This is a genomic window from Planosporangium flavigriseum, assembly GCF_011947225.1.
Lineage (GTDB): Bacteria > Actinomycetota > Actinomycetes > Mycobacteriales > Micromonosporaceae > Planosporangium > Planosporangium flavigriseum.
Map to the genome: position 1 here is coordinate 543,617 of NZ_JAATVW010000001.1, position 21,197 is coordinate 564,813.

Consider the following 21,197-nt stretch of genomic DNA (forward strand, 5'->3'; position numbering starts at 1 on the left):
GGTCCCGGTTCGACAAACGTCACCGGGGACTGCGTACCACCGGTGCGAGAACACCGATTGCCGCACCCAGGACCAGCAGCACAAGCAGGGCCCGCCCCAGGCCGGTGTGCTCGGCGAGAACGCCGATGAGCGGCGGCCCGATGAGCAGCGCGGCGTACCCGATGCTGGAGACGGCGGCGATGGCGTCCATCGGGCGGTCGGGCGTTTCCCCTGCGGCGCTGATCGCCGACGGGAAGATCAGGCAGACTCCGAGCGCCCACCCGACCACTCCGAGGAACGCCAGCGGCGTCCCCGGGCCGAGCACCGTCAGCAGCACTCCGCCGACGATCACGATCCCCCCGGCCCGAACCGTGCGGTCGCGGCCCAGCCGCTCCGTGATCGGTGTGCCGGCGAATCGCCCGGCCGCCATCGCGCCCGCGAACACCGCGTAGCCGGCGGCACCGACCGAGGGGCCGGTGTGCCGCTCGTCGACGAGGTACAGCGCGAGCCAGTCGGCGGCAGCCCCCTCGATCATCATCGTGCACAGGGTGATGAGGCCGATGGCGGCGAGGCGTCGGTTCAGCACCGCCGACCACGCTCCGCGCTTGCTGGTCTTCTCCGGCGGCTCGGCCTCCCGGTCCGGGATGTAGAGGCGCAGGGCACCGAGTACGAACGCCCCGACAAACGCCCCAGTCAGGCCGAAATGCACCGGTACGGGTACGCCAGCGCGCGCAGCCAGGCCGCCCAGTGCCGCGCCGACGATTCCGCCGACGCTCCAGCAGGCGTGGTAACGCGGCATCCACGCCCGGCCGGCACGCTGCTCGACGGCGCTGCCCTGCACATTCATCGACACGTCCCACGCGCCGAAGCACAGCCCCCACACGAACAGCGCCGCCGCGAGCGTGGCCAGTGACGGCATGATCGCCAGCAGGAAGACGACCACGCAGCACGGCAGCGCGGTGAGGGCCACGGCCGTTCTGCTGCCGAAGCGCCGGCACACCCATCCGGTCAACGGCATGGAGACGAGCGAACCCACGCCCGGGGCGAGCAGGGCCAGGCCCAACTCCGCGGGACTGGCGTGCAGTCGGTCGCGGGTCGCCGGCAGCCGGGAGACCCAGGTCCCCAGGATCACGCCACTGACGGCGAAGACCACCGCGGTGCCAAGCGCCGCGCGGGTCAACCGCCGATAGGTAAGAGGCCGCTCAGACACCACCACCGTTGGATCTTCGCCTGTGACGGTGGCATCGGGCAACGAACGGCGATCCAGTCATGGCGACCGCCCGCGCTACGGCTCTTTCCGGCTGCGACCGACCGCCCAGAGCGCGGCGCCGATCCCACCGCCCAGAAGCATCAGAATCACCAGGAGTAGGGCGAGGTGCCAAGGCCTGATAGCTCCCATAGGCGAATGGTACCGGTCTATGTCTCGCGCTGCCGCCCCGCGCGCTTCCACTTCCGCCGCGTACGGAACTCCGCCAGCAGCAGCGCCGGTTACGACAGGTGCGGCATCCGCCCGCCGGCAAGAAACAACACGGCGAACGGGCGTACCACGGCGTCGTATCGGCATGACCGGCCGGCGTACTAGATGCCGGACGCCGCGCCGATGCCGCCTCCCGCCTCGCGTGCGGAGTCGGCCGCGGTGAGCGCGGTGAGCACGCCGGCCACGGTCAGAACGCGCAGCACCTGCCCCTGCGGCCTCGTCACTCGGAACCTGCACCGGCGCTCGATCGCGGCTCGTCGGACGGCCACCAGGGTGCCGATACCGCCGGAGTCGAGAAAGATCAGGCCCCGAAGGTCGACCGTGAGCCGCTTCGGTCGCTCGGACACCGCGTCGAACAGTACGTGTCGTAACTGATCGTTGGTCGTCTCGTCGACTTCACCGGCCAGGACGATCGTGGTTTCACCGTTGGAACGGTCCACCACGTACGCGAGCTTCACGATCTTCTCCCGCCTGAGGCCGCCGTCAGGGCTTCAGTCACGGCAGTCCTATCGGAAATCGCGGGCCCGCCGCAACCACTGGCGGCCGCGCAGTGACCCAGTAGTCACGATTGCTGACTTGTCGGCTGCCTTCCATGGCCCGCTTCGGCGGCGCCGTCCTCCACCCGCTGTCACTGCGGAGACCCGTTGCTGCCATGCTCACTCTCGGCAACCGGGTTGGCGGGAACCGCTACCACGCGCTGGTAGCATCCGAGCACATTTCGGGAGGGGAAACGCATAACAATGACCGGTTTCACCACGCGGTCCTGGCAGGGCATGACCATCCCGGCGCCCGGTACCTACGTTCTCGATCAGGCGCACAAACGGATCGGCTTCCTGGCCCGGCACATGATGGTGAGCCCCGTCCGCGGCGAGTTCGCCGAGGCGACCGCGCAGATCGTGGTGGACGAGGACCCGTTGCGCTCCTCGGTGACCGCGACCATCCAGACAGCGAGCATCAGCACCGGGACCGCCGACCGGGACACGCACCTGCGCAGCGCCGACTTCCTCGACGTGGAGCAGTACCCCACGCTGGAGTACCGCAGCACCGGGATCAAGTGGCAGGCGAGCACCGATCCGATCTTCTTCTGGGCCCGGCTGAAGAGCCATCGGCCAGGTTTTCGGGGCGAGACCAACAAGCTCGTAGAGCAGTCCGCCAATGCGGCCGGACGGTTCGTGATCACCGGGAAGTTGACGATCAAGGACGTCACCCGGCCGGTCGACCTCCAGGTGGAGTTCGGCGGGGCTCGTCGCGACCCCTATGGGCAGGACATCTTCGGATTCAACGCGACGGCTGAGATCGAACGCGAGAGCTTCGGCCTGCTGTGGAACGTCGCCCTCGAAGGCGGCGGAGTCCTCGTGGGCAAGACCGTGCGGATCGAGATCGCCGGCGAGGCGATTCGCCAGGCCTGACGCGGTGGAGGCACGCGCTAGGCGCTGAGCCCCATGCCGGACTCAGCGCCGCCGGGTTCGGTCATCGTGAGCACGTCGAGCACACCGGCGATCGTCAGGACCTTGAGCACCTGGCGGGTTGGATTGGTGACAACGAATTCAGCCTCGTGCTCCAGCGCCGCCCGACGGGCCGCGATGAGTACGCTGATGCTCATCGAGTCGATGAAAACGAGCCCGCGTAGATCGACCACGACTCGGGATGGGCGCTCCGCGACGGCGTCGAACAGTGCGTCACGGAGCTGGTCGATGGTCGCCAGGTCGGACTCGCCCGCGAGGACAACAGTGATCTCGCCGTCGGAACGCACCGCCGAGCACGCTAACTGCATCACACTCATCCTTTCAGACAGAGCCGACTGACTGATCATACGATCAACGGCCGTCGACAGCTTCAGTCAGCCCGCGGAACACCCGTCCGAGATCAGGAGTAACAGCCGCCCCGGCAGACCACGGCCCGACCGTGGACCGCCAGCGTTGGTCGTGATGCTGCCCGGTCCGTCGACTGTGGCGGCCCCGGAGCCGGCCCGCTCCCCGGCGGGTGGGTCGACGGCACAGACCGCGCCGGGGTTCGTGCCCCCGCGTGCCCCAACGACCGGCGAACCACGGCCAATGGGGGACGTCCAGGGTCAATGGAACGCGGCGGCGAAGATCCCGAAAAACAGACGATGACCTGGGGAGATACCCAGGTCATCCGGTGTGGGCGCGGCTGGGTTCGAACCAGCGACCCCCCGCTTGTAAGGCGGGTGCTCTTCCACTGAGCTACGCACCCGGAATCGGCGGTTAGCTTACCTTGCCGCGAAAGGATACCGCCTCCGCGGCAGGCCGTTTCCCATGATCACCGAGACTTTGCGGCGCCATAGCACCCACAGCTCTAGGTGATCATGGGAAACGGATCAGGCCAGCTCGGCCAGCGCCTTCCGCCACGCCTCCTGGTCGCGGGGCTCGCCGGGCTCGTTCATCTCCGCGTACCGGATGATCCCCTCGCGGTCGATCACGAACGTGCCCCGGTTGGCGAAGCCCTTGTCCCGGTTGAACACGCCGTACGCGTGAGCCACCTCGCCGTGCGGCCAGAAGTCCGCCAGCAGCGGGAAGTCGAAGCCCTCCCGCTCGGCCCAGACCTTGTGGCTGTAGACCGAGTCGACGCTGATCGCCAGCACCTGGACCCGGTCGCTCTGGAAGTCACCGACGTTGTCGCGAACCTGGCACAGCTCCCCCTGGCACGTGCCGGTGAACGCGAGCGGGTAGAACACCAGCAGGACGTTCTTCTTGCCCCGGAAGCCCGAAAGCTGGACCTCCTGGTTGTTCTGGTCCCTGAGGATGAAATCGGGCGCCTGGGCCCCCACCTCAAGCGGCATGCCTTCTCCTCCGGTCGCCGGAATAGTCGACCAAAATGGTCGGACATTGGATTCGTCGCCTCAGAGAATACGGCGCTGCCCTGTCGCGATGGGGGCACGCCAGGGCCAGCCGCCGGCCACACGGGGGCCGGCGGACCGGAGACGGACGGTATCAACGCTGCTTGGCTCGGGCGTTCCTCGGAACGACGAGACGGGCAGCCGTCCAATCCTTGCCGGCGTTGACGGTCGAGGTCTGCTGCAGTCCGGCCGTCGGAGCCGACTCGTTGATGTCGCTGGGCTCGACGTGCCCCTCGCGCCCGGCCTTGGGCGTGAGCAGCCAAACCACACCGTTGTCAGTCAGCGGTCCGAGCGCGTCGATCAGCGTCTCGACCAGGTCGCCATCGCCTTCCCGCCACCAGAGCAGCACGGCGTCGACCACCTCGTCGGTGTCCTCGTCCACCAGCTCGCCACACCGGTCAATCAGCGTGTCGCGGAGATCCTCGTCGACGTCATCGTCGTACCCCATCTCCATAACGACCATGCCCGGCTCGATCCCGAACCGGTCCGCCAGGCTCTTTACGTCGGCCTGACCCGCGGTCGCGTTCACTGTCTAGTGCCTCCCTGTCTTGTACGTCTAGCAGCAGTATCCACTCTCTCGGACGCGGACGTGGACGCTGTTAGCGCGTAGTCCACACAGTTGCGGCCCCCGGCGCAAGTGGCTCACCGAACGAACAGAAAAATCAACGCGCCATTAGCGACCTAGCCGCTTGGATGATCTGGTCCTCGGACACGAGCACATGCGCCGCGGCCAGGCCAAGTGGAATGAACGAGTCTACTGCCGCGACCCTGCGCGCCACCCCTACGTACCCCGTGTCCACCAGCGCGGCGAGTACTCCCTCGCCGACCCCGCCACTGCGCCGGGTCTCGTCCACGACCAGCACACGGCCGGTGGCCGAGGACTCGCGGATAATGTCGGCGACCGGCAGCGGCGACAGCCAGCGCAGGTCGACCACCCGGCAGCCCACCCCCTCGGCGGCCAGCCGCGCGGCGGCCCGCAGCGACAGCCGTACCCCGTTGCCGAACGTGATGATCGTCAGGTCCTGTGACGAGCCGACGCCATAGACCCGGGCCCGGCCGATCGGTACGTGCGCCTCCGCCCAACGCTCCGGTGGCAGATACTCCCCCAGCCACTCGTTGTCGCCGTCGGCGTGCAGGTCACGGGTGTGGTAGAGCGCGATGGGCTCCAGGTACACGCACACGCTGCCGTCGACCACGGCCGCCGCGAGGCAGGTACGCAGCAGCGGCCCGGCGTCCTCGGCCCGCGCCGGCACGGCGACGACGACGCCGGGGATGTCGCGCAGCACCGCGACCGAGTTGTCGTTGTGGAAGTGGCCGCCGAAGCCGGACTGGTAGGCCAGGCCCGGCACCCGTACGACCAGCGGGTTGCGGTAGCTGCCCGCGGAGAAGAACTGCATCGTGGCCGCCTCGCCACGCAACTGGTCCTCGGCGTTGTGCAGATACGCCAGGTACTGGATCTCCGGGACCGGCAGCATCCCGCCGAGGCCCGTGCCGAGCCCCAGGCCCAGGATGGACGTCTCGTCGAGCAGCGTGTCGAAGACGCGGCCGACCCCGAACCGGTCGCGCAGCCCCTTCGTCACCCCGTACACCCCGCCCTTGGCCGCGACGTCCGCACCGAAGACGACCATTTCCGGGTACGCGAGCAGCGCGTCGGTCAGCGTCGCGTTGACGGTCTGCGCGAGGGTGAGCCCGCCCGCCTCTTCGGGCAGCCGGCCGCCGAAGGCCTCCCGGCGGGCAGCGCTGCCGGATGTCGCGGCGGCGTCGGAAATGGCACGGGCCACGCGTACCGGCCGCCGGGGCGCGAGCGGGGCGGTCACCTCGCTGACCGAGGCGAGCTTCGGCTCGGCGAGAGTCTCCTCGGCGATCCGGCGAACCTCCCAGCCGACCTCGTCGTAGCGGGTGATCAGGTCGGTGGGGGTGGCGAGCCCCGCCTGTACGAGCAGCGCGGCGGTCGCCAGCAGTGGGTCGCGGTCGAGGTCGGCCGCGATCTCGGCCCGGCTGCGGTAGGCCAGTTCGGCGTCGGCCCCGGCGTGGCCCATCAGCCGCACCGTGGACAGGTGCAGCACGGCGGGGCGCCGCTGTCGCCGTACCCAGGAAACGGCCTCGACCGCCGCGTCGTACGTGGCGGCGACGTCGCAGCCGTCGGCGGCGAAGTACCGGATGCCGGGGCGGGATCGCAGGGTCTCGGCGACCCAGCCCGCCGGGGAGCGCACGCTGATGCCGATGCCGTTGTCTTCGCAGACGAACAGCAGCGGCAGCCGCAGGCCGGTGTGGTTGGACCAGCCGGCGGTGTTCAGGCCGGCGAGGGTGGTGGCGTGATTGACCGAGGCGTCGCCGAAGGAGCAGACCGCCACGGCGTCACCCGGCCAGCCGGTGGTCTGGGCGCGTAAGCGGGAGATCCGCCGGCCGCGCTCGATGGCGTACGCGACGCCGACGGCGCGGGGCAGGTGCGAACCGATGGTGGAGGTGGTGGGTATCACGTGCAGGTCGGGGTTGCCGAAGACCTTGTGGCGCCCGCCGGTGATGGGCTCCTTCGTGGAGGCGACCAGCCCGCGCAGGACGTCCCGGATCGGGTCGCTGCCGGGCACCTGGACGGCGCGGGCGCAGTAGAACGCGCCCGAGCGGTAGTGCAGCAGCGCCGGGTCGGTCGGGCGCAGCGCGGCGGCCACGGCCGCGTTGCCTTCGTGGCCGGCCGAGCCGATGGTGTAGTACCCCTGGTCGAAGCTGCGCAGCCAGCGCGCGGCGAGATCGAGGTGCCGGCTGGCGAGCTGGGCGGAGAACAGCTCCCGGGCCTGGACGCCGGTCAGCGCCGTGCCCTCGCGTACCGGATCGTCGGGCTCGCGTTTCTCGTCGGCCGGGCTCAACCCACCGAGCACCGCCCGGAAACGCTCATCGAGGTCCTGAGGCGTGGTCACGACGGACAGCATGTCCGAAACCAACTTCCCCGTGCCAGGGAAAGGCTCAGGAAGTGACGTCAGCCCTGCAGGAACGAGAAGCGCACCTGCCGTGTCGGGTTGTCGACATTCGGGTCGACCAGGCAGATCGACTGCCAGGTGCCCAGGGCGATCTTCCCGCCGATGACCGGGAGCGTGGCGTACGGGGCGACGAACGCCGGCAGTACGTGGTCGCGCCCGTGCCCCGGCGAGCCGTGGCGGTGCACCCAGCGGCCGTCGGTGGGTAGCACGTCGTCGAGGGCGCGCAGGAGGTCGTCGTCGCTGCCCGCGCCGGTTTCGATGATCGCTATGCCGGCAGTGGCGTGCGGCACAAAAACGTGGAGCAGCCCGTCGCCTCGTCCGGCCACGAACTCGGCCGCCTCATCCGTTATGTCACGAACGACGGGTGTGGACCCCGTCCGGAGCGTTATTACTGATGAGTACATGTGTTGATCATCCCAGTTGTCCCCCAACTGGCGTGACGGAGACCCGTAGGAGCGTGCACCATGGTTCCGTAAAGCTTTACACCAGACACATACCGAAGGAACGCCTGTGTCCACCGAACGCAAGCGCCCGGTTATCAGCGACGGTCTACCCAGCCAGTTGCCTGATATCGACCCGGACGAGACTAACGAATGGGTCGAATCCCTAGACGGGGTCGTCGACGAACGGGGCGCCAAGCGCGCGCGGTACATCATGCTGCGCCTGCTCGAGCGCGCTCGGGAGCGCCAGGTCGGGGTGCCGCCACTGACCACCACCGACTACATCAACACGATCCCGCCGGAACGCGAACCGTGGTTCCCCGGCGACGAGTTCGTGGAGCGTCGCATCCGGGCGTACATCCGGTGGAACGCCGCGATGCTGGTGCACCGGGCACAGCGTCCGGAGGTCGGTGTCGGCGGTCACATCTCGACGTTCGCGTCGGCCGCGAGCCTCTACGAGGTCGGCTTCAACCACTTCTTCCGGGGCAAGGAGCACCCCGGCGGTGGTGACCAGATCTACTTCCAGGGCCACGCCTCCCCCGGCATCTACGCGCGGGCCTTCATGGAGGGCCGCCTGACCGGCGACCAGCTCGACGGGTTCCGCCAGGAGCTGTCGCACCCGGGTGGCGGCCTGCCGTCCTACCCGCACCCGCGGCTGATGTCGAACTTCTGGGAGTTCCCCACCGTCTCCATGGGTCTCGGCCCGCTGAACGCGATCTACCAGGCCCGCTTCAACCGGTACCTGCACGACCGTGGCATCTCCGACACCAGCCAGCAGCACGTCTGGGCGTTCCTCGGCGACGGCGAGATGGACGAGGTCGAGTCGCTCGGCGCGATCGGCGTGGCCGCCCGCGAGGAGCTCGACAACCTCACCTTCGTCATCAACTGCAACCTGCAGCGCCTCGACGGCCCGGTCCGCGGTAACGGCAAGATCATGCAGGAGCTGGAGGCGTTCTTCCGGGGCGCCGGCTGGAACGTGATCAAGGTCGTCTGGGGCCGCGAGTGGGACCCGCTGCTCGCCGCCGACTCCGACGGCGCGCTGGTCAACCTGATGAACGTCACGCCGGACGGCGACTACCAGACGTACAAGGCCGAGTCCGGCGCGTACGTGCGGGAGAACTTCTTCGGCCGCGACCCGCGTACCCGCAAGATGGTCGAGCACCTGACCGACGACGAGATCTGGAACCTCAAGCGCGGCGGGCACGACTACCGCAAGCTTTACGCGGCGTACAAGGCGGCGATGGAGCACACCGGCCAGCCGACCGTCATCCTGGCGAAGACGATCAAGGGCTGGACGCTGGGCTCGCACTTCGAGGGCCGCAACGCCACGCACCAGATGAAGAAGCTGACGCTGGCGGACATCAAGACCTTCCGCGACCGCCTCTACCTGGACATCCCGGACTCGGCGCTGGAAGAGAACCCCTACCTGCCGCCGTACTACAAGCCGGCCGACAACTCCGACGAGATGGAGTACATGCGGGAGCGCCGCAAGCAGCTCGGCGGTGGGGTGCCGTCCCGGCGTACCACCACGATCCCGCTCGCGCTGCCGTCGTCGGACGCGTACAGCACGATCAAGAAGGGCTCCGGCAAGCAGAAGGTCGCCACCACGATGGCCTTCGTCAAGCTCATGAAGGACTTGATGAAGGACAAGAACATCGGCAAGCGGTGGGTGCCGATCATCCCGGACGAGGCGCGCACGTTCGGCATGGACGCCATGTTCCCGACCGCGAAGATCTACTCGCCGTTCGGGCAGAGGTACACCCCGGTCGACCGGGAGCTGTTCCTGTCCTACCGGGAGTCCGAGACCGGCCAGATCCTGCACGAGGGCATCAACGAGGCCGGTTCGGTGGCCACGTTCACGGCCGCTGGCACGTCGTACGCGACGCACAACGAGCCGATGATCCCCGTGTACATCTTCTACTCGATGTTCGGCTTCCAGCGCACCGCCGACGGGCTGTGGGCAGCGGCGGACCAGATGGCCCGCGGCTTCCTGCTCGGCGCCACGGCCGGCCGCACCACCCTCAACGGTGAGGGACTGCAGCATGAGGACGGCCACTCGCTGCTCCTCGCGGCGACCAACCCGGCGGTGGTGACCTACGACCCGGCGTTCGGGTTCGAGGTCGCGCACATCATCCAGGATGGCCTGCGGCGGATGTACGGGGAGAACCCCGAGAACATCTTCTACTACCTGACCGTCTACAACGAGCCGATCCACCAGCCTGTCGAGCCGGCTGACCTGGACGTCGACGGGCTGCTGAAGGGCATGTACCGGTACGCCCAGGCGCCGGCGGTCGACGGCCCGAAGGCCCAGATCCTCGCGTCGGGCGTCGGCCTGCAGTGGGCTCTCAAGGCCCAGCAGTTGCTGGCCGAGGACTGGGGCGTGGGCGCCGACGTGTGGTCCGTGACCTCGTGGACCGAGCTTCGCCGCGACGCCGTGGCGGCCGAGGAGCACAACCTGCTGCACCCCGGGCAGGACGAGCGGGTTCCGTACGTGACGCAGAAGCTGTCGGAGTCGACCGGTGGCCCGGTCGTGGCCGTCAGCGACTTCATGCGGGCCGTCCAGGACCTGATCTCCCGCTGGGTTCCGAGCGACTACACCTCGCTCGGCACGGACGGGTTCGGCATGTCCGACACGCGGCACGCGCTGCGCCGCCACTTCCACGTCGACGCCGAGTCGATCGTGGTGGCGACGCTGCGCCAGCTTGCCCGCCGCGGTGAGGTCCGCGCGTCGGCCCCGGCCGAGGCGGCCAAGAAGTACGCGATCGACGACGTGAACGCCGCCCCGGTCGGCGAGACCGGCGGCGATTCTTAGCCCCTACGATCTTGGGCACTTAGGCCGGTTATCGCCGGTCTAAGTGCCCAAGATCTACGAGGGCGGTCAGCGGAGCGGGAGGTCGAGCCAGGACCCTCCGGTGAACGCCATCGTCGTGCCGTACCGACTGGCGCCGAGATAGAGCGGGTCCACCGTGTCGATCACCAGGGCGAGCTGGTGCCCGGCCGGCACGTCGTACGCCATCGCCTCCATCTTGAGGTCGATCGTCTGCGTGGGCTCCAGCCAGGTGACCGGCGTGTGGCCGATGAGCTTTCCGACCCCGAGCGGGCCGGTGTCGTACAGGTAGGCGATCAGCGTTCCCTTCGGCTGCGCCGAGTTGATCGTCAGGTGCAGCTTCGGGCAGCCCCGGATCACGCCGCCGGCCGGTAGCGGGTCGGACATCCACACGCCCGCGTTGCTGCGGAGGATCGCGGGCATCCAGACCATGGGCGGGATGCCGGTCAGCGCGGCGAAACCGTTGGTCAGCAGGGCCACCCCGGCGTCGGCGAACGTGTCCGACCCCATCGAGATCGGCTGGCTCCAGTTGTCCGATCCGGGGTCCGTGGACAGCGGGCCGGTTGCGATCAGTCCGCCCGGCTTACCCAGGTACATGCGCTGGGTTGAGGTGTTGACGTGCGCCCAGTCGGGATACGACTCGACGGCGTCGCTGCCGGGGCGGCGCAGGACGACGGGCGGCTCGGTGTCGATTCCGGTCTGCTTGCCGCCGAGGTACCGGTCGAACCACCGATAGGCGCTGTCCCACACGTGGTTGGGCAACCCGAGCAGGCCGAACCCCTCGGCGATGACGTGGTCGCCGGGCGCGAACTCGAGTCGCTTCGGTCCGGTCAGCTTGCCGAAGAAGTCCACCAGTTGGTTGGGCGCGAAGATGGTGTCGTTGTACCCGTTGGCCATCAGGATCGCCGGCCGGTTGCGGTTGATGGCGTCGACGTACGTCGCGGCGGAGCGGATCCGACCCCACGTCTTGAGCGGGTCCAGATCGTCACTGCTGAAGTACGCCTTGGCCATGGCGGTGAACTCGGCGCTCGGCCGGCCGACCAGGTCGGCGACGGTCTTGAGCAGCCACACCGCCTGCGGGTGCCGGGTGTCGTTGCCGTAGAGCGAGGTCACCAGGTCGGTCCAACAGCTCATGGCGACGACCGCCTTGATCCGCGGGTCGAACGCGGCGGCGAGCAGGCTGATCCCGGAGCCGTAGGAGACGCCGGCGATGCCGACGCGCGCGGGGTCGGCGGCCGTGTTGGCCAGCAGCCAGTCCACCACCGCCCTGGTGTCGAGCATGTCCTTGGGGCCGGCTACGTCGATCTCCCCGCCCGAGTCCCAGAACCCTCTGGTGGTGTACGAGAGGACGACGTACCCGCGGCGGGCGAACGCCGACGCCTGCGCGACGTACTGGAGATCGTTGAGTCCCCAACTGTTGACGAACACGATCGCCGGATAACGGCCGGTCGCCGCCGGGGCGATGACGTTGGCTTTCAGTACCACGCCGTCTTTCGAGGGAATGTCGACGAACCGGAATCCGGTGATCGCGGTGCCTGCGGCGACTGCGGGTCGGGGGGCGGCGCCGGTATGGACCGCCGTGGTGCTGGCGGCGGCCGACGGGACGGCTAACGAGGCGGCAACGGTACCGGCGAGGAGTGCTGAGAGTACGACGGATCGACGCAGCGTCATGAACGCCTCCAGGAAAGGAGAAAGTTACCAATCGGTAACGGGGGTTACTGAAGGGTAACTTCGTGTGCGTCAGGTCACAATAGTGAAAGTCATGAATAGCTAGACGCCACTTTTCGGATATTTCATCCACGCAGCACCCCGCATGGCTGCGGCACCTGTATGGGGAGCCCACGCAGCCATGAGATCGACGGGTATCGCGATAGGGTCGCCGCGGACTAGACACATACAGCGAGGCGGGGCCGGCTACCTAGCCAGCCCCGCCCCTGCGCCTCACTTAGAGGGCGCTGCCCTTGGTCCAGTCATTCCAGCTGAGCGTCCACGCCCCGATGCCGTCGGTCGGCTTCAGCGTGATCGGACTGTTCTTCACGTCGACGACGTCGCCGGGGATGAAGGTGTCGTAGAACCACTTCGCGTGCGCCGGAGCGACGTTGATGCAGCCGTGCGAGGTGTTCTGCCGGCCGTGGGCGGGGATGTTCCAGTCAGCCATGTGCACGTACTCGCCCGCGTTGGAGATCCGCACGGTGAGCGTGATCTTCTCGTCGTAGTAGTTCGGATCCTTGGGATCCTTGACGCCGTAGCTGGCCGAGGTCATGCGCGTCACCGGGGCCTTGTCGAGGACCACGTGCGGCCCACCGTTGGTCCAGTAATTGATCGTCTGGCCGTCGGCGGTCTTGTTGTAGCCGCCCTTGCCCAGGCTGACCGGCATCGTGCGGACCACCTGGCCGTCGACGTACACCTGCATCTGCTTGGTGTTGTTGTCCGCGATCGCGATCCGCGACTGGCCGATGGCGAAGGAGGCGCTCACGTCGCTCTGCCCGTACAGGCCGTCGCCCAGGTCCTTGCCGTAGACGTCCGTCGAGACGCTGACCTTGGTGCCCGGCTTCCAGTACTCCTTCGGGCGCCACTCGACGCGCTGGGCCCCGAACCAGTGCCACGCACCTTCCGCCTGCGGACTGGTAGTCACCTTGAGCGACGTCTGCGCCGTCGCCTTGTCCGGCACCGGCTCGTCGAACCACACCTGGATCGTCTGGCCGACCCCGTAGGTGTCGCGCTCCTTGAGCAGGTGGGTGTCGCTGGCCCGCAGGTAGGGCTGCGTCTGGTTCTTCGGCTTCAGCGTGGTGAAGGCGCTGGTCTGCTCGATGTGCTGGCCGGCACTGTTGGTGCCGGTCGCCGTCACCTTGTACTGCTTGCCGTAGCCGAGTGGCTCGCCGCTGCTCCACGACTTGCGGTCGGCGCCCAACTCACCGCCGACCTGCTTGCCGTCGGGGTTGGTGACGGTCACGGCCTCCAGGGTGGCGTCCTGCGCGGTGACCTTGATCGGGTCGAGCACGGAGACCTGGGTTGCGTCAGCCGCGGGCGTGATCTTGAATTCACCCGGCGCCTTCTTCGTGCCGGCGCCACCCGCCTCACCGGAGGGCATGCCCGTGCCGGCGCCGCGCCAGGTCGCCTTGTCACTCTGCGCGCATCCGGTGGCCGCAGCCAACGCCAGGACGACGGCCACCACCCCAACCAACCGGGCCCGCGACCGACGACTCGGCATGTGCATTACGATTCCTCCCCCGACACGGCAGGTACTCCGTCTGGCCAATCTACTGAGGCCGACCAACGAACGCGACCCTGTGCGCCGGCCCGCGTGCCGCGTCGGGGACACGGGCCATAAGGTAGAAACCGTGACGGTACGCGTACGCTTTGCTCCCTCTCCGACCGGTATGTTCCACGTCGGCGGTGCCCGCTCGGCGCTGCAGAACTGGATCTATGCCAAACAACACAACGGTGTATTTGTGCTGCGTATCGAGGATACGGACGCCGCGCGCAACCGCCCGGAGTGGACTGAGGGAATCATCAACGCGCTCGACTGGATCGGGATCAAGCGCGGCACGTACGAGGGTCCGTACTTCCAGTCCTCGTACGCGGAGCAGCACCGTGCGGCGGCTGAACGGCTACGCGAGTCTGGCCGAGCGTACTACTGCGAATGCACCCGCGAAGAGGTCCAGGCCCGCACCGGGAGCCAGTTCACCGGTTACGACGGCTACTGCCGCGATCGCGGCCTGGAGCCGGGCCCGGGGCGGGCGCTGCGGTTCCGCACGCCTGACGAGGGCGAGACCGTCGTCATGGACGTGGTCCGCGGCTCGGTCGTGACGGAGAACGCGAATATCGAGGACTTCGTCATCGCCCGCGCAGACGGGTCGGCGGTGTTCCTGCTGGCCAACGTCGTCGACGACGCGACGATGGGGATCACCCTCGTCATGCGCGCCGAGGAGCACCTGCCCAACACTCCCAAGCAGCAGTTGCTGTGGGAGGCGCTGGGCCACCAGCCGCCGCGCTGGGCGCACGTGCCGATCGTCGTCAACGAGAAGCGTCAGAAGCTGTCGAAGCGCCGCGACAAGGTCGCGCTGGAGTCGTACCGTGACGAGGGTTACCTCCCCGACGCGATGCGCAACTACCTGATGCTGCTGGGCTGGGCGCCGACCGGAAACCGGGAGATCGTCCCGTGGTCGGTGATCGAGGAGGAGTTCCGGCTGGAAGACGTCAACCCCTCCCCCGCCTTCTTCGACGAGAAGAAACTGCGCGCGTTCAACGGCGAGTACATCCGGGCGCTGTCGGCCGAGGAGTTCATCGAGGCCTGCCAGCCGTGGCTGACCGGCACCCCGGTCGCGCCCGGAGCGACACCCGTCGCGGCGCCGCCGTGGGACCCGGGCAACTTCGACCCGAAGGTGTTCGCCGCGGTCGCGCCGCTGGCGCAGACGCGGGTGGCGGTCCTGTCCGAGATCGTGCCGAACGTCGACTTCCTGTTCCTGGACGAGCCCGCGATCGACGAGGTCGCATGGGGCAAGGCGATGAAGGAGGGCGCCGCCGATCTGCTCTCCGCCTCGATCGCCGCCTTCGAGAACGCGCCGTGGGACGCCGAGTCGCTCAAGGCGACGCTCGAGGCGGTGGGCGCCGAGCGCGGGCTCAAGCTGGGCAAGGCACAGGCACCGGTACGCGTGGCCGTGACCGGCCGTTCGGTCGGCCTGCCGCTGTTCGAGTCGCTGGAGGTACTCGGCCGCGCCCGCACCCTGGACCGGCTACGGGCGGCGCTGTCCAAACTGGACGGCTGAGAGATCACCGCAAAGAGTCACTCTTTGCGGTAGGTCGTGGGCGGCTCAGTCGTTGTTGTCGCCCGAGCCGCCGTGCTGGCCGGAACCCGACTTGCGCGACTCGGACTTTGACTCCTTCGGCTGCGGAGTCTTGTACTCCGACTTCTTCGCCTTGTCCTTGCCGGACTGGTGGCCCTGGTCGTCGCCGTGGTTGTTCTTGTCGCCGTCATCGCGCCCGTGGTCTTCGCAGTCGGGCTTGCCGGAGTGGCAGTCGGGCTTGTTGCCGTCGTCCTCGGCGTGCGGCGACTCCGACTCGTGCGCCTCGGGGCGGTGGCTCGGCCACGCGGACGGCCGCGTGCTGACCGAGGCCGACGGCGCCGGTGACGGTACGTCCGTCGGCGACGTCTCAGGCGGCGAGGGCACTGTCGCGGGCGCGGGCACGCCGACGGAACCGGCGACCTGGTGAGCCACCTGCTGGACCGGGTCCGGCAGCGCACCCGCCTCGGCGGCCACCGCAGTGGCACCGACGGACGCGCCGACAAAGCCCAACGCGATCTTCGCCGCCAGCGACTTGGCGAGCAGGGAGCTGAGCAGCATTCGACCTCCAGGCAGGTACTTTCGTTGCCGCAAGTGCAGCGAACACCGGTTGCGGCCAGTGGAGCCGCGGGGGTGCAGCTCGGGTGCCGGGATGCGATTTACCCTGCCCGACGGGGCTACGGCGGCGCTTTCGCGCCGACGTGCGGACGGTGCGCGGTGCCGTAAAGTACGCGGCATGAGGGCCGCGGTCTACCTGCGGATCAACGCCGACCAGGAGGGTCGCGAGCTCGACATCGAGCCTCAGGGCCCGGATGGCGGTGAGCCTACGTCGGCGCTCGTCCCGATAGTGGGCGCGGTCAACACGTTTCGCCGGCTCGCGAACGATCTCGCCCCCGAGCTGAAAGGACTGGTCGCCGACGCGGCCCCGGTGATCGAACCGATGGCCGAAGGAGTGGCGGGCTTCGTCCGCAACGCCATGCCGGGCCTACGAGAGCTGGTCAGGGACTCCGCTCCGGTCGCGACCGAGCTGAGCCGGTCGCTGCCCCGGCTGGGGCAGGCGGTAGGCGCGTTCCTCGGCAGCCTCTCGCCGGGAGCAGCCGGCGCGGCAGTCTTCGTCACCGATGTGATCCGCCTCGCGTCCACCCAGGCTGCCTTCTGGGGCGGCGTCATTCGTCGGCTGTCGCAGAAGTACCTCGGCGTCCGGGAACTCGTCAGCGACACCGGCCAGGCATTCGCGGCGCTGCCGCAGCGGGCGCGCCGCCTCGTTCTCGACCTGTTCGATCGGTCCACCGCCGCCGTCGGCGCCGGCGTCGGGTCGGCGCTGCGGTCACGCGGCGTCGGCTCCCTGCCCAGCCTGGTCGGCTCCACCCTGGACGCCGCCAACTCGACGACCTCCACCCTCGTCGACGCCGCGACAGAGGTCCTCGCCCGACTGCCCGCACGGCTCGGCCGGACGGCCGCGGAATCGGCCGCGGAATCGGCCGCGGACTTCGCGCTGGCCACCATGGAACGCGCGACCGGCAACCTCCTGACCGGTGTCAAGCAGGGACTCGCCGGGACGACCACCGACGCGGTGAGGCCCTGGATACCGACCGACCGGGACATGACGAACCATTCGGGCGGCGTCACGGTCAACGGGCTCAACATCAATCTGTACGGGGTGTGGGACCCGACCGACTCCGCGGCGATCGACCGGGTGGTCAACGGGATCCACGAGGCGCTGAACCGGTACCGGCAGGAGTACGCGTAATGCCATCCCACAATGGACGTTGACCTACCGATCTGTGCGACCTGCGGCGTCCAGTACCCGGCGCCGCGCGAGGACTGTCCTATCTGCCTCGACGAGCGCCAGTACGTCGGCTGGGAGGGCCAGCGCTGGACCTCGTTGGCCGAGCTGGCCGCCGGTAGTCGCCGCGGCGAACTCCGCGAGCAGGGCCCCGGGGTGACCGGGGTCGGCACGGCACCCGCCTTCGCCATCGGCCAGCGCGCCCTGCTCGTCCACGCGCCCGGCGGCAATGTGCTGTGGGACTGCGTCAGCTACCCGAACCTGATCCCCGAACGGCCACGGACCATCCGCCGGGCGCTCGCGCTGATGGCGCCGTTCGCGTTCAACCGCGTGTACGGCGCCTGGTGGGATCTGATCGTGCACACCGACGGTGCCGAGGCGGTGCGCCGCTCCGCCGACCGGTACCTGCGCTTCGCCCTGGACGACGCGGGCTAGGACGGGACGGCCCGGTGCGCCGGCGTGCGCACCGGGCCGTCCCTCCCCGGGTGTCAGTCGGCGATGGGGTTCGGCATGATCGGAAGGGTGATCGCGGACGGGTGTTCGGCGTCGTGGTAGATGGTCTGGTTGGCGGGCTGCAGTTCGGCGTCCTGGCCGAAGGGGTGCCCGGTGTTCGGGTTGCGGTCGAACATGGGGAAGTTGCTGCTGGAGATCTCTAGCCGGATCTGGTGGCCGGCCTTGAAGAGGTTGCTGGTCGGCCACACCTCGATCGTGTACTTGTAGATCTGGTTCGGGGTTATCAGGCTCGGCTCGGTCTCGGAGTCGCGATACCTGGCCCGCTGGATTCCGTACTCGATGAGCATCGACGTGCCGTCCGGGTGAACATCGGTCAGCTTGGCCGTCCAGTCCGTGTCGGGGGCGGAGGAAGCCGCATAGAGGGTGACCGTGATCGGGCCGGTGACCTCGGTGTTCTGTTGCAGCGGAGGCGTGCTGTAGACGAGCACGTCCGGCCGCTGCTCGATCAGCCGCTGGTCGTACGGGCCGCCGGGGACCGAGGCCTGGAAGCGGCCGCCGAAGCTGGGTACCGGGTTCGCGGGATCGTAGACGTAGTGGTCGGTCGCGCTGCCGGACATCGGTACGCCGGCGCTCAGCGTCCCCGTGCCGGTCAACGTGTTCGCGTTACCCAGGCTGCCCAGGTAGTAGTTGCGATACTCGGTCCCGGGCAGGGGCCAGGTGTCGGCGGTCCGCCACTTGTTGGCGCCCATCACGAAGATCCGGACCGCCGGGTCCTTGTCCACACCGTTGCGGATGCCCTTGAGCCAGAAGTCGAACCACTTGAGTTGAAGTTGGTCGATGGGATTGTCCGCCTGGGGGCCGAAGTCGACCTGGCCGACCTGGCGGTTCCACGGTATGTGGACCCAGGGCCCGACCACGAGCTTGCTGCCGCGCCGGCTCGCCTCGGAGCCACCCTGCGCGCGGATGCCCTGGAAGTTCTCCAGCGCCCCCTTGACGAAGATGTCGTACCAGCCGTCGAAGTTCAGCGTCGGAACGGTCACCTGCGAGTAGCGCGAGCGGAGGCTCCACTGCTGCCAGTACGCGTCGTTGTCCGGATGCTTGAGCCAGTCGTAGAAGTAGGGCGCCACCCGCGGGTCCTGGGGAGACAGCGGCGAGAAGTCCTTGAGCGGAAGCTGCCAGTACCACTTGCTGAACAGGTCCTGCGCGGCCTGGTTCATCCCCGCGTCCAGCGCGGCGCCGTCCGGGTAGCGCCGGACCGAACTGTTGGCGAGGGTGGTGAGCGGCCAACTCTCGGCGAACGACTGGTCGAGCGCCCCGCCCTCGTAGGTCCAGCCGTCGTGGTAGTCCGATGCCGTCATGGCGGGGACGATCGTCACCAGGTGCGGCGGGCGCAGGGTCGCCGGCAGCCACTGGGTGGCTCCGGGATAGGAGAAGCCGTACATCCCCACCTTGCCGTTGGCGTGGGGCAGCCGGGCGGCCCACTCGATGCTGTCGTAGCCGTCGGTGGCCTCGTTGCGGAAGGTGTAGAAGGTGCCGTCCGACTTGTACTGCCCGCGGACATCCTGGATCACCACGACGTAGCAGTGGGAGGCGTAGTAAGTAGGGGCGGCATAGACGTAGGTCTGGGCGACGTCCTTGTTGTACGGAAGCCGCATCAGGATGACCGGAAACTTACCCGGAGCGGTCGGCGTGAACACATTGGAACGCAGGATGGTGCCGTCCCGCATCCGGGCGGGGACGTCCTGGCTTGACGTGTACGAGCACTTCCTCGACGTGGAATCCGCCGCATTGGCGGAACCGGCTGCCGCCCCCGTCACGGACAGCGGTACCGCAACCGCCACGGCCGCGAGCAGCCCGACCACTGCTCGACGGCGCCTTACGAAAACCTTGGTAGCCCGCACGTACGTCCTCCTCCGTCGGCCAACCTGGGTTGGACAATCGCCGCGTAAATCGACTTGCGGCTATGCGCCCCCGTACTGGGAGGCTGGCGCTGAGGGAGCGCAGGGACAAGATCTCCGCACGGTGACCGCGACGAGCGCATCATCCAGTGCGGTGAGTGGCCTGCCGGATGCGCCCAGTGGCACTGTGGCCAGCTTGGGCGCGGCGGCCTGCTAACGGACGGGATTCATAGCCTTAATGCGCCTGGGCGTCCCTCGGGACCTGCGGCAGGATCGTGCGGCTGCGGCCAGGACGCGGGTACGCCTCGGCCGCGGCCGCGAGCCGGACGGCGTGGTCGCGCTGGCGCTGCCAGTGGCCGTACAACGCGCCCTGCTGCGAGAGCCGGTCGACCGCCTTGATGGTCTCCGGGTCGACGTCGCCGGGCGGGGCTTCCCGCCAGGGCGTACCGGGCAGCGGCATGAAGGTGTGTGCGTGGATGCGGGCGCCCAGGTCGGCGAGCTCCCTGGCGAGCGCCAGGGAGGCGGCCACGTCGGCCTGGTCCTCCCCCGGCATCCCGAAGATCATGTCGACGTTGATGCGGAAGCCCTCCTCGACGCCGAGCCGAGCGGCGCGCCTGACCTCCTCCACCCCGTGACCGCGCTTGGCCGCGTCCAACACCCGGTCCGAGCCGGACTGCGCGCCCACGATGATGTTGTTGTTGGCGCAGTAGCGCTTGACCAGACGCAGCGCCTCGCGGCTGACGTGCTCGGGCCGGATCTCGCTGGGGAACGAACCGAAGAACACCCGCCCGTCCGGGCCGATGCCTTCCTTGCAGGACGCGAGCAACTCCTCGACAGCGGCCAGGTTGGGCTCCTCGTTGTCGCTGCCGTACGAGAGCGCGGTCGGGGTGATGAACCGGACGTCCCGCAGGCCGCGCTGGCGCATCTGGTCGACGTGCCAGCGGACGTTGGCGATGCTTCGATGCCGGAACCGCGCGGAGAACATGAACGGGGTCTGGCAGAACCGGCACGAGTACAGACACCCTCGCGTGATCTCAAGGGCGTTGAACTTGTTCCACCGCAACGAGAATCCGCGGAAGGTGTCGAGCGGCAACCGCTCCGGGCGGCCGGTCTTCACGATCTTCCCGGCCGCGTCGCGGAAGACCAGTCCGGGCACTGACGTGGGATCCCCTACGGCGTCAACCAGCCGCAGCAGCGTCGTCTCCCCCTCGCCGACCGCCGCGACGTCCCAGCCGGCGTCGAGCGTCTGCACGGGCTCGGCCGTCGCGTGTACGCCGCCCGCGACATGCAGCACCTTCGGTGCGTCCACCTTCGCCCGGATCAGCGCGAGCTCCGCGGCGAGCGCCTCGGCGTCCGGGGAGTAGAACGACCACAGTACGAGGACCCGCGACGCCCGGCCTACGGCCGCCTCGATCTCGGCGACGGTGTCGTCAACCGACTGACCGAACCGCACGTCGTACGACACCGCCGAGGTGTGCTCCTCCAGCGCGCCGAGCAGCACATGGAAGCCGTACGTCACCGCCTTGCGGTACCGCAGAACGATCACCAGATCGCAGTCGCCCATCCGCCCATCGTGCCAGGCCCGCACCCGGTCACAGCGCGCCTTCGGCGCCGGCGCGCCCCTTCCGGCCAGATCAGCGGCGGGAATCCTCCCCTCCACGCCAGAAGGGTGCCCCGCTACGTGCCGACGCACCTAGCGGGGCACCCTCCTGCAAAACGAG

At 68.7% G+C, this 21,197-nt stretch carries 17 protein-coding genes and 1 tRNA gene; 5 read left to right on the plus strand and 13 right to left on the minus strand.

All coding sequences use genetic code 11. The features are described from left to right. Positions 1-19 precede the first annotated feature (19 nt). Together HC028_RS02375 and HC028_RS02380 are read right to left on the minus strand one after the other, a co-directional pair. Positions 20-1,189 (minus strand): MFS transporter, encoded by a 1,170-nt coding sequence (locus tag HC028_RS02375; RefSeq protein WP_168072032.1) that lies wholly within the window; start codon positions 1,187-1,189, stop codon positions 20-22. Positions 1,190-1,557: 368 nt separating this feature from the next. Then, positions 1,558-1,914 carry an STAS domain-containing protein gene (locus HC028_RS02380; RefSeq protein WP_168072034.1) on the minus strand — a complete coding sequence of 119 codons (357 nt, stop codon included), beginning with the start codon at positions 1,912-1,914 and terminating at the stop codon, positions 1,558-1,560. Positions 1,915-2,196: 282 nt separating this feature from the next. Here HC028_RS02380 and HC028_RS02385 point away from each other — a divergent pair, with 282 nt between their 5' ends. Next, positions 2,197-2,865, plus strand: coding sequence for a YceI family protein (locus HC028_RS02385; RefSeq protein ID WP_168072036.1), 669 nt, complete (start codon positions 2,197-2,199; stop codon positions 2,863-2,865). Positions 2,866-2,882: 17 nt separating this feature from the next. On the opposite strand, the gene HC028_RS02390 is transcribed toward HC028_RS02385, so the two are convergent. From HC028_RS02390 to HC028_RS02415, 6 genes are all read right to left on the minus strand, one after another. Then, positions 2,883-3,230, minus strand: a complete 348-nt coding sequence (locus HC028_RS02390) for an STAS domain-containing protein (RefSeq protein ID WP_168072038.1) — start codon at positions 3,228-3,230, stop codon at positions 2,883-2,885. Positions 3,231-3,598: 368 nt separating this feature from the next. After that, a tRNA-Val gene (locus HC028_RS02395) sits at positions 3,599-3,670 on the minus strand. Between the two features lie 124 nt (positions 3,671-3,794). Further along, entirely contained in the window at positions 3,795-4,256 is a 462-nt protein-coding gene (locus HC028_RS02400; RefSeq protein ID WP_168072040.1) for a peroxiredoxin, read from the minus strand. A gap of 151 nt (positions 4,257-4,407) precedes the next feature. Beyond that, entirely contained in the window at positions 4,408-4,842 is a 435-nt protein-coding gene (locus HC028_RS02405; protein ID WP_168072042.1) for a DUF3052 domain-containing protein, read from the minus strand. 133 nt (positions 4,843-4,975) lie between these two features. After that, positions 4,976-7,240 (minus strand): thiamine pyrophosphate-dependent enzyme, encoded by a 2,265-nt coding sequence (locus tag HC028_RS02410; protein WP_168072044.1) that lies wholly within the window; start codon positions 7,238-7,240, stop codon positions 4,976-4,978. Positions 7,241-7,287: 47 nt separating this feature from the next. Further along, positions 7,288-7,692, minus strand: a complete 405-nt coding sequence (locus tag HC028_RS02415) for a YjbQ family protein (RefSeq protein WP_168072046.1) — start codon at positions 7,690-7,692, stop codon at positions 7,288-7,290. A gap of 106 nt (positions 7,693-7,798) precedes the next feature. On the opposite strand from HC028_RS02415, the gene aceE reads away from it, so the two are divergent. Further along, positions 7,799-10,540, plus strand: coding sequence for a pyruvate dehydrogenase (acetyl-transferring), homodimeric type (gene aceE / locus HC028_RS02420; protein ID WP_168072048.1), 2,742 nt, complete (start codon positions 7,799-7,801; stop codon positions 10,538-10,540). A gap of 66 nt (positions 10,541-10,606) precedes the next feature. Here the strand turns inward: aceE and HC028_RS02425 are convergent, their stop codons facing one another. After that, positions 10,607-12,226, minus strand: a complete 1,620-nt coding sequence (locus HC028_RS02425) for a CocE/NonD family hydrolase (protein WP_168072050.1) — start codon at positions 12,224-12,226, stop codon at positions 10,607-10,609. A 274-nt stretch (positions 12,227-12,500) separates the two neighbouring features. Then, positions 12,501-13,766 (minus strand): L,D-transpeptidase, encoded by a 1,266-nt coding sequence (locus tag HC028_RS02430; protein WP_168072052.1) that lies wholly within the window; start codon positions 13,764-13,766, stop codon positions 12,501-12,503. 130 nt (positions 13,767-13,896) lie between these two features. On the opposite strand from HC028_RS02430, the gene gltX reads away from it, so the two are divergent. Further along, positions 13,897-15,324 carry a glutamate--tRNA ligase gene (gltX, locus tag HC028_RS02435; RefSeq protein ID WP_275408267.1) on the plus strand — a complete coding sequence of 476 codons (1,428 nt, stop codon included), beginning with the start codon at positions 13,897-13,899 and terminating at the stop codon, positions 15,322-15,324. A gap of 45 nt (positions 15,325-15,369) precedes the next feature. On the opposite strand, the gene HC028_RS02440 is transcribed toward gltX, so the two are convergent. Then, positions 15,370-15,900: a hypothetical protein gene (locus HC028_RS02440; protein ID WP_168072056.1), complete on the minus strand. Its 531-nt coding sequence runs from the start codon at positions 15,898-15,900 to the stop codon at positions 15,370-15,372. 175 nt (positions 15,901-16,075) lie between these two features. Between HC028_RS02440 and HC028_RS02445 the strand changes: the two genes are divergently transcribed. Continuing rightward, on the plus strand, positions 16,076-17,089 hold the full coding sequence (locus HC028_RS02445) for a hypothetical protein (protein ID WP_168072058.1): 1,014 nt from the start codon (positions 16,076-16,078) through the stop codon (positions 17,087-17,089). A gap of 12 nt (positions 17,090-17,101) precedes the next feature. Further along, positions 17,102-17,560: a hypothetical protein gene (locus HC028_RS02450; protein WP_168072060.1), complete on the plus strand. Its 459-nt coding sequence runs from the start codon at positions 17,102-17,104 to the stop codon at positions 17,558-17,560. 53 nt (positions 17,561-17,613) lie between these two features. Here the strand turns inward: HC028_RS02450 and HC028_RS02455 are convergent, their stop codons facing one another. After that, on the minus strand, positions 17,614-19,479 hold the full coding sequence (locus HC028_RS02455) for a CocE/NonD family hydrolase (RefSeq protein ID WP_203981465.1): 1,866 nt from the start codon (positions 19,477-19,479) through the stop codon (positions 17,614-17,616). 232 nt (positions 19,480-19,711) lie between these two features. Continuing rightward, entirely contained in the window at positions 19,712-21,136 is a 1,425-nt protein-coding gene (locus HC028_RS02460) for a TIGR04013 family B12-binding domain/radical SAM domain-containing protein (protein ID WP_239075614.1), read from the minus strand. Positions 21,137-21,197 lie beyond the last annotated feature (61 nt).